At 61.2% G+C, this 15,102-nt stretch carries 11 protein-coding genes and 1 other annotated feature; of the genes, 4 read left to right on the top strand and 7 right to left on the bottom strand.

Going from position 1 to position 15,102, the window contains the following annotated elements:
• Window positions 1-540 precede the first annotated feature (540 nt).
• The 4 genes from ITJ43_RS13385 (at window position 541) to ITJ43_RS13370 (ending at window position 3,943) form a co-directional block, all read left to right on the top strand.
• The gene (locus tag ITJ43_RS13385) at window positions 541-1,602 is read left to right on the top strand and encodes a hypothetical protein (protein ID WP_194584355.1); all 1,062 of its coding nucleotides are present in this window, start codon (window positions 541-543) and stop codon (window positions 1,600-1,602) included.
• 219 nt (window positions 1,603-1,821) lie between these two features.
• The gene (locus tag ITJ43_RS15445; protein ID WP_194584354.1) at window positions 1,822-2,358 is read left to right on the top strand and encodes a nuclease-related domain-containing protein; all 537 of its coding nucleotides are present in this window, start codon (window positions 1,822-1,824) and stop codon (window positions 2,356-2,358) included.
• The gene (locus ITJ43_RS13375; protein ID WP_194584353.1) at window positions 2,309-2,629 is read left to right on the top strand and encodes a hypothetical protein; all 321 of its coding nucleotides are present in this window, start codon (window positions 2,309-2,311) and stop codon (window positions 2,627-2,629) included. Before ITJ43_RS15445 ends, ITJ43_RS13375 begins: the two co-directional genes overlap by 50 nt.
• Window positions 2,630-2,678: 49 nt before the next feature.
• A protein-coding gene (locus tag ITJ43_RS13370) for an IS3 family transposase (protein ID WP_228495912.1) occupies window positions 2,679-3,943 on the top strand; the annotation gives its coding sequence in 2 pieces (ribosomal slippage) (window positions 2,679-2,970 and window positions 2,970-3,943; 1,266 coding nt in all).
• Window positions 2,963-3,091, top strand: a sequence feature (AL1L pseudoknot). It overlaps the preceding gene by 129 nt.
• Before the next feature lie 765 nt (window positions 3,944-4,708).
• Here ITJ43_RS13370 and ITJ43_RS13360 read toward each other — a convergent pair.
• The 7 genes from ITJ43_RS13360 to ITJ43_RS13330 all read right to left on the bottom strand — a co-directional run bounded on the left by ITJ43_RS13360 (window position 4,709) and on the right by ITJ43_RS13330 (window position 14,984).
• A complete protein-coding gene (locus ITJ43_RS13360; protein WP_194584351.1) occupies window positions 4,709-5,782 on the bottom strand; it encodes a hypothetical protein in 1,074 nt (357 codons plus the stop codon).
• 542 nt (window positions 5,783-6,324) lie between these two features.
• On the bottom strand, window positions 6,325-7,665 hold the full coding sequence (locus tag ITJ43_RS13355; protein ID WP_194584350.1) for a hypothetical protein: 1,341 nt from the start codon (window positions 7,663-7,665) through the stop codon (window positions 6,325-6,327).
• Between the two features lie 639 nt (window positions 7,666-8,304).
• Window positions 8,305-9,159, bottom strand: a complete 855-nt coding sequence (locus ITJ43_RS13350; protein WP_194584349.1) for a DUF4231 domain-containing protein — start codon at window positions 9,157-9,159, stop codon at window positions 8,305-8,307.
• Between the two features lie 29 nt (window positions 9,160-9,188).
• A complete protein-coding gene (locus ITJ43_RS13345; protein WP_194584348.1) occupies window positions 9,189-9,773 on the bottom strand; it encodes a TIR domain-containing protein in 585 nt (194 codons plus the stop codon).
• A 332-nt stretch (window positions 9,774-10,105) separates the two neighbouring features.
• Window positions 10,106-12,814 carry an ATP-dependent DNA helicase gene (locus ITJ43_RS15370; RefSeq protein ID WP_194584347.1) on the bottom strand — a complete coding sequence of 903 codons (2,709 nt, stop codon included), beginning with the start codon at window positions 12,812-12,814 and terminating at the stop codon, window positions 10,106-10,108.
• Window positions 12,811-13,878 carry a hypothetical protein gene (locus ITJ43_RS13335; RefSeq protein ID WP_194584346.1) on the bottom strand — a complete coding sequence of 356 codons (1,068 nt, stop codon included), beginning with the start codon at window positions 13,876-13,878 and terminating at the stop codon, window positions 12,811-12,813. The genes ITJ43_RS15370 and ITJ43_RS13335 overlap by 4 nt, the downstream gene beginning before the upstream one ends.
• A 179-nt stretch (window positions 13,879-14,057) precedes the next feature.
• Window positions 14,058-14,984: an IS3 family transposase gene (locus ITJ43_RS13330; RefSeq protein ID WP_194584345.1), complete on the bottom strand. Its 927-nt coding sequence runs from the start codon at window positions 14,982-14,984 to the stop codon at window positions 14,058-14,060.
• Window positions 14,985-15,102 lie beyond the last annotated feature (118 nt).

Raw genomic sequence — 15,102 nt, 5'->3', positions numbered from 1 at the left:
CCCGTTGCGGCATTCGACATGGAGCTGGCGTCTGCTGTGGCGGCAGAGTTCTACACTGCAGACGCAAGGGTCGGTGTGGGGGTCGGTACACGAGACGGCATCGACGAACTAATCCTCGCGCTCCTTTCCCAGCAATGGCCCGGTTTGCGTCGCAGCTTCTCCGCCCGCACTCGGTCGCGTCCGTCTGAGAGCTCGTGGCAAGTGGAACTAGAGATCGTCGATCGTCCGGCGTCGAGGGAACTCCCCCCTGCGCCTTCGTGGGCGCGCTTTTTAGCCCAAGACATGCAGCTGCCATCTGCGGACTTCCGCGACTTTCTCGGGCGCTATGGAGCCGAGAGCCGCACGGGTCGTCTCGCGATGCCACCGCTGGTGACTCTCTACCGGACACTGGCCCGCGGGGTGATTCAGCCAGCTCCGTTCGTGGAGACCATACGGCAGCAGTATCCGCATCCCAAGCAAATGCGCCTTCTCAAACGAGACCTCGTGGGACAGTCGAGCGTTTGGTCCCCGCCCGGGTGGCCGGATGGAGAAGCTGATCGATTGACGCTCGCATTCGACCTCGGCTCTGCAGCCGACTTTACAGACCTCGACCTGGGCCGTCGCCTGGTTCGACTGATCCTTGAATCCCCCCACGATGCGCGGGTACGAGAGATCCCGCTCAACCACCTCACCCCGGGCCAGGCCGAGCAGTTGGTGGGCGCCGTAGCGGAGGGCGTCACCGTCGAGGGCGCCGTAGCGATGGCGTCGGCCCACCCCGACCTCGGATTGCTCATCGCCGCGCGCAAGCCACAGATACTCGTTCGTCCTCAAGTATGGGACGCACTCGACAACGAACTGGCCGTCACGGTGTTCTCCGGGTTGGCCGATGAACAGCAGGCTTCGATCCTTGACCAACTCCTCGCGCAAAGCGCTGTCCACCCTCTGCTACAGATCTGCGAGCGGACGCCGGACGTTTGGTGGCGCTTGCTCTTCGCCGCGGCCGAACAGACGTCTGCCGGGCAGGGTCTGATGGATCGGGCACGCACACTACGTGCCGTATTGGATCGGGTGGGCTCGGCGGCCATCGGTTTGCCGCCACGGCCGCCTACGTCACCTTTCGAGGTCGTCCTTGTCATGCTTGCTGCGGACCTGTCCGCGGGACTCTGGCGGCGTTGCCCGCCCTCTACTTGGGCCCGGCTCGTATCAGCCGTCGATTCGGATCCAGCCCTGAGTCGAATGCCTCAGTATGCACGCGACAGGGTGCACGCGGTGGCGTTGCTGACCGCCGGCGGGACGGCTTCGGCGGTCGAGCGAACGTCGGGTTGGAAGCAGAGCTTCGGATACCTTCACGAGCGGTTGAAGCACGCTTCCTTTGATGGCGAAGCCTGGCGCGTGCTCGCGAATGCGCTTCCCTCCGGCGGTGCCGACTGGGATCGTTGCCAGCGCCTGCGCAGGGGTCTCGTCGCGGAGATTCGTCGTGACAAGTGGTCGAGACAGAGCATCGACGCAGTCGTCATCGCCGCCGGCGCGTCGGGGGTCGACATACTGACTCAACTCGCTCCGCCTGAACCGACAAAGAGAAAGAGCATTCTGCAGGAATTCATCGAGCATCTCTTCTCTTAGGGCGGCGCCGCGGCACGAACGCCCACCGCGGCGCCGGTCATCCATGATCGTTCGCAGAGCGATCCCTCTCCGCGCCACCGGGTACGTCCCGCTCGGCATGGTCGCGCAGTGGGGTCCGCGCGCTCGTTCAGCCAAGCACGAGGTAAGGCCCGGTGAGCGTGCGAACTACGTGCTGGTCAGATAACGCCGACGGCGCAGCGTGTCCCTAGAATCAGCACGATGTCATCCGCCCCGCTGTTTCAGCAGCCTGCAGGTCTAGGTGCGGACGCTGCCGCCGAATTCGGATCGATCGCGGCCGCGTCCGTCATGTCCGAGTGCCTTCGTCTTCAGGCCGAAGGGATGCCCCGCTCGAGCTTTGCGCGGGGAATCGGCCGTTCGCCGCTATCCGAAGACTCACGTTCGTGGTATCTGGGCACCCTCGGCGAGCTTGACGTCGCAACACGGCTCGCGGCACTCGAGGACGACAGCTGGACGGTCCTCCACTCGGTCCCTGTCGGCACTCGCGGAAGCGATATCGACCATGTGATCGTGAGCGCGGCCGGCGTGTTCACCGTAAACACCAAGTTCCACGAGCGCGCACGCGTCTGGGTGGGGGGGTCGGCGCCTACTCGTGAACGGTTAGAAGACCGACTACCTCCGGAACACCCGCTACGAGGCGACGAGAACGCACAAAGTGTTGTCCGCCGCCTGTGGCACGGACGTCCCTGTGCACGGCGCGATCGTCATCGTCGACGCCAAGGAAATCAAGATTCGTGAGCAACCCGAGGACGTGACGGTGCTGGCTGCGCCCCAGCTTCTCCGGTGGCTGAAAAAACAGCCGCCTCGCCTCGATCCGACACAGATTGCGGCAGTCGTATGGGCAGTTCGCGACGGATCGACCTGGTCGAACGATTCGGTTTCGATCCCCGATGCGGCCGCGTTCGACGCCTTGCGTCGGGAAGTTGAGGGCGCCCGGCGAGTCCGGATGGCATGGGGGGTCGCCGTGCTGATCACCTCGTTTGGCGTCACGATCCCGCTGGCTTACTGAATCGCCCAGGGTTTAGTGGAGGGTCTGATTCCCCGAGAGGATGATGACTATGCCAGCACCGAGGAAGTATCCGCCGGAGCTTCGTGAGCGTGCGATGCGACTGGTTGCCGAGGCCCGTAAGGAGGATCCGGAGCTGTCGCTGAACGCGGCGGTGGTCCGGATCGGGCAGCGTGTCGGAGTCAATCCGGACACGCTGCGCGGCTGGTGCAAGCAGGCCGCGATCGATGCGGGCGAACGGGCCGGGACGACCACGAGCGACGCGGCCCGGATCAAGCAGCTCGAGGCGGAGAACCGGGAGCTCAAGCGTGCCAACGAGATCCTCTTGGCGGCGTCCTCGTTCTTCGCGCGGGAGCTCGACCCGCGACTGCCGTGGTAGTTCAGTTCATCGACGATCATCGTGACCGGTTCCGGGTCGAGCCGATCTGCCGGGCGCTCACCGAGCATGCCGTGCCGATCGCCCCGTCCGGTTACTACGCCTTCAAGACCCGCCCCGCCTCCGCGCGTGCCGAGTCCGACGCGGATCTGGTCGTGCAGATCGAGCGGGTGTTCTGGGATCAGAAGCTGGGTCGAGGCATCAGCGGCGTCCGGAAAGTCTGGCGACTGCTCAGGCGCGAGGGGATCGTCGTGGCCCGGTGCACGGTCGAGCGGCTCATGCGGCAGCAGGGGTTGCGCGGGATCCGCCGCGGCAAGCAGTTCGTCACGACTCGTCCCGATTCCTCGTCGACACGGCCGCCGGATCACGTGCAACGCTGCTTCCGCGCCGACCGGCCAAACGAGCTCTGGGTGGTCGACTTCACCTGTGTTCCGACGTGGTCGGGGATGGCGTTCACCGCGTTCGTCACCGACGTGTACTCGCGCCGCATCGTGGGCTGGCGAACGATGAACCGGATGCCGACCGAGCTGCCGTTGGACGCGCTCGAGATAGCGCTCTGGGTCCTCGACCGCGCGGGGAAAGACGACACCGGCGTCATTCAACATTCCGACGCGGGAGCTCAATACACCGCGATTCGCTACGCCGAACGGCTCGCCGACGTCGGCGCGATCGCCTCCACCGGAACCGTCGGCGACCGTTACTATAACGCCCTCGCGGAGACGGTCGTGGGGCTCTACAAGACCGAGTGCGTGAAGACCGATGGCCCGTTCCGGATCGTCGATGAGCTCGAGCTCGCGACGCTCTCCTGGGTGCACTGGTTCAACGAGAACCGCTTGCACTCATCGATCGGATACCGCACACCCATCGAGAAGGAGAACGAGTACTACCGTGAGATCAACCCCCGGAGCCAGCCGGCCCTGGGAGAACTCGCCCTCCACTAAACCCGGAACGATTCAATCCTCATCGACGACAGCACCACCACCGTCGTCCACACCGACACCGGAGAAATCATCGCCACCAACACCATCGAGCCCGACAAAACCTACTGGCGCAACACGCACAAGGAGCCCGGCCGATGGCCGGGCTCCTTCACTTGATGTCTCCTATGACGCGACTCAGATGTCTCCTACGTGGCGACTCATCACACATGGTGCGCCTAACAGAGGTGCTTGCACTTAATTCGACCCCCGTTGGAGCACTGCTTCGAGCATCGCAGATGGGCGAGGTGGCGAAGGCGTTGGCCCGGGATGTAAGACCCGAGGCGCGGGTGCCAGGACGAGCGCGCCGCGTCAGTACTGAGGAGACAGCACAGTTGATCGCGGCGTACCATGCCGGTGCAACGGTCGAGGAAGTTGCTCATCAGTTCGGGATGCACGACACTACGGTGTCTGCGCGTCTTGCAGATACCGGCGTCGTGCTCCGATCCGAGGTGCGACCGAACGAACGGCAGCGGATGCTCGAGCTGTTCAGCGAGGGCTTGTCAATGAACCAGATCGGCAGGCGTGTGGGACGAGACCCGAAAACGGTCCGCGCCACACTTGTGTCCGCCGGCATCACTCCCCCACAACGAAGTGGAGCCCGCTAGGCAGCATCACGAAGTCTGCCACGTCGCTCTCAGTCAGCTTGTCCGAGCATGACATAGGTGAACCACCCACATAGGCCGCTCTTGCTAACGAATGATGAGACCGTTGCACGGGCGAATGACCTTAGTCATTGTCATCGTCGTCGCGAAACACCGCGCTTAGCAACAGTCCGCCTTCAACGGTCGCCGCGATAAGCCGCCTATACCGCTGGGAACCAGGGAAGGTTCGAACCGAGCCAATCTCGCCCCGATAGATCGTCATTAAACGACTACCTCGGCCCGCCTCGAGAGCTTCGGCCGTCTCGGTGACGATCAGCCCGTTCCCAGTCGGACCGATCCAGAGCGGCCTCCGCGTCACAGTTCTGTCCGCTCTCTCCGCAATGACCTTCGAGCGACTTGACTCTCGATCCTGCCCCAATGACGAGGTGCCTGCTGCGTCCCCGACAAGTAAACGACCGGATTCCCACAGTGCATAGGAGCCGTCAGACAGCTCGACGGGGTCACCTTCGGGAGCCTTCACCGTGTCCAAGACCGGTCGGCCCTTGTGTTGACGGCGTTCTACGTCGAGCGTTTGGTAGGAACTGTCCGTTGGGTAGTTGATGGCTCTCCCCCATCCAAGCGTGCTGCGAAGGGACTCACGCTCGATCCGCTGCTGTCTGCCGCTACCACCTACCCAGGCGTCGAGGAAAACCGCTAGCCCGTTGCGGCCGAGCGACGCGGCCACAGCGCCCATTCCCGCGCTGAGTGACTCCGTCGCATCGTTGGTTATTCTGTGCGGCTCCCCGATAACCGCCTCGTCACGTCCGCTTTTCTGCAGAAGGGCCATCCAAGTGCCTTGGTCCGTAGCAACGTAGATCTTGTTGTAGTAGACATGCATGTCAAGCACGGCAAGCGACTCGGCGCGGAATCCAAGATCCAGATGAGAACCCGGGCCGAGCCTCAGCGAAATGCTCCGGGCATGGTCGTACTGACGCCACTCGCTTTTGAGTGCTTCGTCAGCTCCAATCCCCTTAGACGAGAAGAGGGCATAGCTTGCAATCCTGCCGTCCGCCCCGTGGCGCGACGACAGCTGGGCCGCGAGCTCGCCAACTGTGTACGCAAGAACCTGGCCGTCGAAGGTTAAGGCAAAGAGCCAGCTACGGTAAGCAAAAACGTCCGCTACCTGCGGATCCTCAATTCGCACTGTCACGTGGTGCACGGCTAGACCTTGCCCTTGTCAATACGGTTCTTCTGTAGTGCTGTTATCAGCCCAGCGGCCACCCACTGCGACGTCACGTTCGCGGGTGGGCGATGCTCGTAGCGGCGTTTCGGATCCGCTGCCGACACGGGGTACCCGTGACGATCATCAGAATCGTTCGAGGGACGTGGGAACTTCGCAACCTTCTCGTCGTTGGCCCCCAGTTTCTCGAGCCCTTCGCGGACCCCCCAGTTGTGTTCGTTGCCACATACCCAATGCGCTTCATACGACGTGCGAAAGATCTCGTACTCGTGCGTCGGCGGAACGGCCCACTTGTTTCTGGTGCCCGTCGCTCCACCGCGATGTTGATTCATCGAGACATAAGCGGGAACTGCGCCTGAAGCGCCAAACCGAATGCCGGCGATCGTCGCTTGGTGATTCGGTATTTTCACAGTTCGCCCTTCGACGCGTGCAGATATGAGCAGGCTACGGGATATTCGCCCTGGTGAGCGCTCGCCTCCGACGTTCCGAGTCCAGCTAGGACACCAACTTGAGAACACGCGTCATGTCGATAGCGGCCGCGCGCGGCGAATGGACTCGGGGAAGGCCAAGAGGTACAGCAAGAAGAACCAGGCCAGATCTGCCAATGCTTCAGGGAAGTGGCCGTCGTGAATCGCGAGTAGATCTCGAGTCTGGCGAGACTGGTCACGGTCAAATCCGTGCTGGCTGTTGCGCAGGACTCGTAGCCACAAACGGATAGCGACGTTCATCTCTACGGGCCGCAGATTGCCATCGTCACCCCGCAGCAGGATGTGGCCCGACTGGTCGCGGCGATCAGCGATGAAGAAGCCGTTGCCGACGACACGAAGGGCGGCCACTGCACGCTCGGCTCGCGGAAGTAGCACCGTCTGCACTCCCTCTGGCATCGTCGCTTTCAGGTTGTCCAGCAGCTCTTCCACCTTGAGGTAGTCGTATGTGACCTGCCACGTGAGTCTAGGAGCCAGTCCTCCTAGCGTCTCCAAAGCCATGAACAGCATCACTCGCTTCGAGTGGAGATCATCACGAGCGACTGCCAGTGACTCGCAGTGCCGAAAGAGCTGTTCGAGACTGAGCAACTTCTCTACGAGCATCTCGGGCGAAAGCAGGCCCGACTTGTCGGCGTAGTTCGCAAGATTGGTCGCTTCTGCAAATAGCAGATTGAGACGTCCGCACCACCATCGGAGTGCGGCTCCATACGCGTTCTGTCGCACGACAGGAGAATCGTCTGCACTGTGACCCTCGCGGACTCGCGTGGAGATCGCCCGAAGGAGGCGATCGGTAGCTCGCGGGTCCCCGTGTAGGAGCTGCCCGAAGTCGACAGCGATTAGGCCACCCGCCCTGAGCGCGGTGAAACCCCAGACGTACGGCGTCAGGCTGGCAAAAAGCGGGGTGAGGTAGGCCCCGAGTCCGAGCGTCGTATCGTTAAACAGCGCCTGAGAACTCTGGAAGTACGTTCCCATCGGCTCATTTGCGGTAAGAACATCCTCCCCTCGAAGAAGCGCTCTGGCGAAGCTGAACCGCATGCCGAGCCAGTCGTTTGGCGTGTCGATGAGCCATACCGACGAGCGCGGGAAGGCTAGTTGTACTCGCTCCCGCGAGAGCTGCGGCATGAAGTCGCGCAGCGCCCTTGCATCCGGGGCAGCCATGATCAAGCTCCGGATGTTCTGGGCGGCCAGCGCGAACGTGCGTCCGTCGTGTTCGGCGAACCGAGCGTCCCGCTCCAGGGCAATCTCCCACACCTCCGAAACTTGCAGCGCATCCCTTGATGAAAGATCAAGCAGCGGTTCGTAAAGCGAACCGGACTGCGGCGCTCCGGCAGCGGACAGGTGCCTCGCTCGGATGAGCGTTGGTCGCTCTCCATCCACGGTTTCAAGTGTCTGGACTTTCCACCGCCACGTTGACTCATCTTCTAGATCGACTCTCCAACCGCAAAAGTCGGCTAGGCCGCGAGGGTCACCCCCGTAAATCCATCGCGGCATCTGAACTGATACCGGCGCGAATCTCCCAATCGTCCTATCCACAGAAGTCACGACCTACTCCCCAGCAACGACTTTGCCGTGTGGGCGCTTAGCGGTCGCACCTCTCCGCGCGACCCGGGAGCAGAGTGCGCTACTCGCCACTGTCGAGCTTCTTCACGTTGATGAGTCCCCATACGTTCCGCGAACTTGGCGCTTGGAGTGAACCAGACAGTGCCAACTACGTTGACACCAGCTAAAACAAGGTCCGCAAGAACTTCGAATGCTTCGACGTCGAGCGGCCGACGCGTGGAGAGTCGGAGTCGAAGTAAGAACCTCCAAGGCGACATCTCCTTGACAAACAGCGGCGGATCCGGGCGGGGTTGCTCTACACACCTCGGGAGACTCGCCGGGGCCGACGATCGCAATCGCAGAGGTGAGTGTCGGCGCTGTACGCGCGCATGTGCCCAGTTCGGGACTAACACTGACAGAACGAATTCACCCTCCTGATCACGCTCCGAGTTGAGCAAGGCTCGGGAGCATCGACAATCACGCCGGACCTTGACGACGGGCCTGCCACATAGTGTGTTCACGACTGAAAGCTGCTTCCGAGTCGTGGACCAATTGAGCCCACTGGTCCTCGGACGCAACCGACTCGAGAGTCGCAGCAACCAACTCAATCTCATGACTCGTGACCGAATAAGACTCGGCCAGAAAAGCGTACTTCTTTGCCTGAGCCCAGGCAATCAGTCCAGCGCCAGTTGCTGCGAGAACCCCGAGAATATCGGTGTCAAGTTCGAACTTGTACCGAATCAAGCCGTAAATCACTGCGGCACTTTCAACCACAATGATGATGACTTTGAAGAGACGCCCCCTCGCCCGATTTTCGTCCGCCTTCCGGGCATACCATTGCACCTGGTCCTGAACTCGGAAATCGCGATAAATCGACATGCGCTCAGCTCTAGGCCTCCCCCGTATCGCTCTCATGCCAGATGTTACTCCAGCGGTGGCGCCGGACGCCGGACCGATATCGAGCTTAGGCACTGCGTTGAGAATCTCCCTCAACCGCTCGAAGAAACGCGCGTCTGAATCGGCGTCCTTTAGCCGGAATGCTTCCCCTCCGACCGCGTACTGCCACGATGCGGACTTGATCGACTCGGCCGCAGCTCGCGCGTCGTACCATCGCGCCTCGGCGCGCGGACCGATGCTGGCCACCTGTAGCGCAACTACAAGCAAAAACGCAAGAACGGAAAGACCCGGACCGAAGCCCCATAGCCAGGAGGTGGGTAGCAGGGCGGCGAGAGCTCCCGTGACAAGACCCACAAGTTCCCATCTTTTGACATTGAAGAACAATCTCTGATTCGCGGCGGAGGCATCGTCCGCCGCTTTCCAGAGTGCTGGCATATCTGGTTCTGAATTTATTCCAGACACTGCTATGGTCGCACTTTCGTCTTCGAAGAGATAGGTTCCGTTCGCTTGTCGAAGGCCTTTTCTATCCACAAGTTTGGTTCCTTCGCAAAGTCCGCCCATCGCACCAACACGCAGTAACGGTCTTCTTCCGCATGTGAACACTTACTGTTTGGGATGTAATAGTTGTAGCTGAACTCACGTATGCAGGTACTGTCGTTCACGCGCACGAGATTGTGACTGCCGCCACACGTGACACATGTGTACGTGCCGCCGTATATTGCCTCCTCTGCCGAGGGAAGCACGACTCCAAGGATCCCGTTTTTCGTGCTCTGCGCCGAGTTGTACAAGGACGCTTGAAGCTCCTTCTTTATGTAGTATTGCTCGGCTGCGCCGAGGTTCTCTGCCGAGTATGACCCAATCAAGAAAATCGTGACAGTCGAGTCATTCAGGTAATCAGCGCGGATTCTGCTAAGCACATAATCAGGGTCTTGGGAGTTGATCGGTTCATTAAGCGACTTGTCCACATAATCTAGGTGCGGCATCGCCTGAATCGCATCCTTATAGGCCGCGTCCTCAGTCTTGAATGAGATGTAGACCTTATGCCCCATGACTGATCCCTAACGTCTGTGTGTACTCCTTGAGAGAACAATGACACAAACCTGGCGGTTCCGTCGACCTCTGGAACGATCCATTCCAACGCGTGTGGCACGCGTGCGCGAACGACGTCGAACTCGTTGATCCTCGATCACTGACCCAGAGCAGCAGCGCTGGTGGTCGGAGCTAGCATCCGGCTGTTCGGACCTGCCTTAACGATGCTGGGGTGGCCTTGCAACCGCTGAGGCGTCACGGGCCTCAGCCGTCACGACACGCGGCCTCCAAGGATTCAGAGCCTGCAGGCAGGCTGGGGTGTGCCTGCAAATCGAGAATGCAGCGGAATGCGCTAGGCCCGAACCAGGCCGCGGCGTGTGGTCAGGAGATTCACGTCTTTGGCTGTCGATTTCGGCTCCATCTTCGCGATGATCGCCTTCTCTGTCTCCGGCGTCCAGAAGACCTGCAGGTACTCGCGAGCGCGGGTGATTGCCGTGTAGAAGATGTTGTGAGTAATCGAGTCTTCGTTCGCGTCGGTGATGACGATCTTTACAGACTCATACTCGAGACCTTGAGCGCGGTGAATCGAGACCGCGTAGGCGACCTGGAACGGTACCGAGGTGTTCGGGGCGGCATCGTCATTGTCGCTGTTGGCTAGTTCGTACACGTCGAAGGCAACAACCGAGTCGCGCAGCCAGGTGAGGTCCAGCCCCCAGGCGTCGAGTTCAGTGACGGTGCGTGCAAGCTCGACCTCGAAACGGATCCACCCGAGTTGCCGGTCGATGCCCAGGATGGTGCCTTTGAGATTGTTGTAGATCAGTCCTTTGAAGCGCTCGCTGTCGTTGAAGACGATGGGGTCGCCCACTTTGAAGGTAGCCGGACCCCAGTCCACCGGCGGGTTCGGATTACTGCTCTGGAGGAACCGGTTGACGTTGTTGATGCCGTAGAGCCCGTCGTAGTTCAGACAGAGGATAATTTCGTCGTCCCGCCGCCGCCCAAAGAGCTCAGGACTGAGCGGGATTGAGTAGTGGCCGCGCATCATCGTTTCGGTGATGTCGTCGCCGAGTCCTCGGACCTTCTGCCAGAGGGCGAGGAGTTGGGGGTTGTCGGAACGCCATGGCTTGTCGAGTTCTGAGACCGCCGAGGGCGGCACGAACGAGCGCATGATGCTGAACCAGTTGCCGAACTGGATCGACTCGATCTGGTAAACGTCACCGACGAGCAGCAACAGCTTGAATTTGGTGTTGCCGAGCACCTCGAGGAGATCCTCATTACTGACGGTGCTGCATTCGTCGATGACGAGGACTTCATACTCGGTCGCGGATCCTGAGTTCCAGTTGTGGCTTGCGATAGTGCGGAACTCGGCGTGTTGGGTCTGTACTCGTCGGCGAAGGTTGTCGACCGCCGGATGCGTGTTCGCGAGGAACAACAATGGCTTGCCGTTGAAGTAGTTGGCGATGTAGTTGATCATCGTCGACTTGCCTGTCCCGGCGGCGCCGTAGACCAGCGCGACGCGCGACTCTGTGTAGAGCGACTTCAGCGCGGCGGCTTTCGTTGGATCATCAAGCGGGGTTTGAAGCTCCTTCATCCATTTCGAGAGCGCTGATTCCCATCCCCCCACGCCGCTGGTGGCGTGGCTTTGCAGCTTCTCGACGATCTGGACGACGTCGTTCTCGTAGCCTCGGATGAAGACGTGCCCGTTCTGGACTTCCAGCCAGCGGGCCTGATGTCGCGGATTGTTATAGAGAAGCGCGTTGTGCTGGTCAATGAGCGAGATAACGTCATCACCGAAGTCATCGAGTTCGGATAGAGGCGTGTAGAGCATGCCGCGGCGATCGACGTTGTTGTTGATGCGCCGGGCGAGCATCTCGTGGGTGCGGTCGGTCGGGTCGATCGCTTCTAAGAGGTCCCAGAAGCGTGCTCGATGGCCCATCGGGTAGGTGCAGAACGGCATCTGTTCGAATGGGATGCAGCCCCATTGGAGATGGAGGTTGGATAGTTTGCCGCAAACGTTCGGGTTGTACTGCTTGCGGATGACGACGTTGCGCATGGACAGCAGTAAGTAGCGCAGGAGCAGGTAGCCGGGTCGCGTGTTCTGGATGATGCAGCGTGCGTCGTCGAGCGTCGGGTAGATGCTCGGTGTCTTCGTGTCTGTCAATACCCATGCCTTGATGCGTTCGTAGTCGGCATTCGGGAGGTCAATGACGTCGAGCAACGTCGACCCAGTCCGAGTGAGGTAGCGCATGAGGTTCTTGTACTCGTTGCTGGTCGTGCTCACGCGCGAGCGTGGTCCGAAGAAGCGGGAGAAGTTCTCGAACTCGCAACCGCGGATGGACACCTCCCACGCCGTGACGAGAATGATCGGCATGGTCTGGCCGAGCACTTCGATCTCGTCATTGCGTAGAGTCAAGCTTGCGGCGTGCTTGTCGGAGATGTCGTGCTCCGTGAACGCGATGACGTGGTCGAATTTGCTAATGCTGGGTCGGTCCGAGGGGGTAGCGAAGGTGACCTCGTAGTAGATCCGTCCACCAGTGAAAAATGGCCGTGTCTTGAGGACGTAGTAGCGAGATGAGCGGTCGCGCGGTGATGGCGCGTCACTCGCGTCCTGAACACGTTCGGCGATCTTCTGGTGGTATTCCCGGAGCGAAGGGTCGAGATCGACCGGAAAGTCCTCCAAGTTGTGCAATACGTCGAGCCCAAAGGTTCCGGCGAGGAGCTCGCGGACGCGGTGGAGGTACTCGTAGTACTTGAGCATCAACCGCTCGGATCCGTCACCGTCGAAGGTGTAGTGAGAAGTACTTGGCTGCAGCTGCCGGTAAAATCGGCTGAGGAAACTGAGCTTGCCCTGCGTCTTAAGAAACGCGAGACCAGCCTCGATCGCGGCGTAGTCGTGTTCTGTGGAGCCGTCCTTCGTGTGAAATAGCACGGCGACACCTTCGACCAGGTTTCGCAGCTGGGACAACATGTTCTGCGACAGCAACGCTCGATCGGCTGAGAGCGCCGTGATGTTGTTGCAGATCACGCCGTCAATGCTGCGTATATGTGTCTCGACGCTGCTCACGCTGTGCCCCGTCGTCCCGTAAGGGTGGAACGCTCACGGATGCGCAACACATCCGCGACCACCAAGTAGGTCTGGACGACGCAGGTGTCGACTTCGTACGTCGTCACCTCGGCGTGCACGCCCTTGCTGGCAAGGTCGTTGAGCGCGCCGAGGCGTGCTCCGACATCTTCGAGCGAGGCCTGAACGACGGCGCCGTTCTCGTGCTTGCCGACCGTCTCCGCGACGTACTGCACGAGTCGGTTCACGAACTTCGACTCGTCAAGCACTCGCGCTCTTCCGTCGAGACCCGTGACGGGTTCTTGGCTGGCCGGGTAGAGCTGGTCCGCGAGAGTCTTCAGTACCCGCCGACAAGACGTCAACGCATGAGCCCGGTCCTCGTCGCCCCCGTCCTTCAGCCTGCGATACGCTGCTTGAAACTGTTCGAGGGCCGGAGGCGCGATCGTCGTCAGTTGCCTGTCGACGTATGTCCGCAGACGGTCGAACGTCTCCGCCGTCGCCTCTCCGAACGTGAGCTCGTACTCGGTTTCAGTCAGGAACTCCCACAGGCGGTCCCTGATACGGGCAAGCACTGACTCCAACGCGACGCGAGATTCGACCAGACGCACACGAGCCTGCATCTGTTCGGATACATGCTTGCCGAGATCGTAACTATGCATTTGGGGTGGGGGCGGAACGAGCATTGCCGCCTCCTGCTCCCGCAGCATCTGCACCAGCTCCTCGATCTGCTGAACGCTGCGAAGGTTCGCCTCCTGCTTATCGGGCTGGGTCCGACGTCGCCTAATGTAATCGCCGTACGCTGTCTCCCACTTCGCGTTAGCCTCATGACTTGGCAAGGTCTTGAGCAAGCGAGCCGCGAGGGTCTCGCGCATAGTTCCCGACTTATTCTCGTATTCGTTCGCGATATCCGTTGATTCAAGCGATAGCCAGGCGAGCGCCACAGCATCGCCCCGCAGCGACGCGATGCGCTGACACCGTCGCGCAATTGCGGCAACTGTCGAGCCGCGAGCATCAAACTGGTCCATCGTCTCCTGGACGAGAGCTGAGGCGCGGTCGATATCGGACACCTTCGAAGATTACCGCCCGGGTCAAGGTCGCGCAGCTAGTCGCGCCATACTCATCGCCGATGAAGCATCGGTACAACTTAAGACGAATCAGACGACCACCGCTGGCCTCTCGGCGCCGCTTTTTTAGCGCGCTCAATTACCCGCTCGAGCACTGGACTGAATCGGCCTGACTTTCGTTCCTATCGGGAGCCTTGCCCGTCAGGTGCCGGGTTGGCCGATTCGTGGTCAGCGTAGTACGCCGTTTCGACCTCGATCGGGGTGCGCATGTCGAGCTCGCCGTGGAGGCGGGAGTTGTTCCACCACCACACCCACTCGAGGGTCGCGAGTTCGACTTGCTCCACGGTCCGCCAGGGCCCGCGCTGACGGATGAGCGCGGTCTTGTAGAGGTTGTTGACCGCCTCGGCCATCGCGTTGTCGAACGAGTCGCCGGCCGTCCCTGTGGAGGGCACGGCGCCGAGTTCGACGATCCGGTCGGTGTAGACCATCGCGGTGTAGTTCGACCCGTGGTCCGCGTGATGGATCAGCCCGGTGAGATCACCGCCGGCGCCCCACGCTGCCATGTCGAGCGCCTGCATCGGCAGGATCTCCGATCGCAGCGTCGATGCGACGTTCCAGCCGACGATGCGGCGGGAGTACACGTCGGTCACGAACGCGACGTACGCGAACCCGGACCAAGTCGCGACGTAGGTCACTTCGCACACCCAGAGCCGCTGGGGTGCGGGCGCCGTGAAGCGGCGGTTCACGAGATCGGCGGGTAGCGCCGTTGTCTTGTCGGAGCGCGTGGTGAACACCCGCTTCGACTTACGGACGCCTCGCACCCCAGCGAGTCGCATGAGCCTCTCGGTTTGGTCACGACCGACCTCCCACCCCTGCCTGCGCATCAGCGCATGCATCTTCCGGCGCCCGTAGACGCCGTAGTTCTCCGCATGCAATCGCGCGACCTCCGGCACGAGCAGCTCGTCACGAAGCTTCCGCGCCGACGGGGAACGACGAACCGCGGCGTGGTAGCCGCGGGAGGTGAGGAACCCCTGGACTGCCGGTCGCAACACCCGGCAGATGAGCTCGACCCCGAAACGATCCCGATGTTCGTTGATGAACCGGATCATCACGGTCAGGGGCGGTCGAGCTCCTTCGCGAAAAACACGCTGGTGAACTCAACCCGTCAGCGCAACACCATCGATGATCATCTCGGAGGTGTGGCGTGGCGAAGATCGGGAGACCGGG

This window comes from Microbacterium sp. VKM Ac-2870, assembly GCF_015350795.1.
In the GTDB taxonomy this organism is placed as follows: domain Bacteria; phylum Actinomycetota; class Actinomycetes; order Actinomycetales; family Microbacteriaceae; genus Microbacterium.
Note: the sequence above shows the minus strand (reverse complement) of the source record. Positions and strands in the feature narration are given on the sequence as shown.

Coding starts and splice junctions, on each gene's coding strand:
- ITJ43_RS15445 (WP_194584354.1), top strand. CDS start 1,822: ATGTCATCCGCCCCGCTGTTTCAGCAGCCTGCAGGTCTAGGTGCGGAC.
- ITJ43_RS13350 (WP_194584349.1), bottom strand. CDS start 9,159: ATGCCAGCACTCTGGAAAGCGGCGGACGATGCCTCCGCCGCGAATCAG.
- ITJ43_RS13345 (WP_194584348.1), bottom strand. CDS start 9,773: ATGGGGCATAAGGTCTACATCTCATTCAAGACTGAGGACGCGGCCTAT.
- ITJ43_RS13330 (WP_194584345.1), bottom strand. CDS start 14,984: ATGATCCGGTTCATCAACGAACATCGGGATCGTTTCGGGGTCGAGCTC.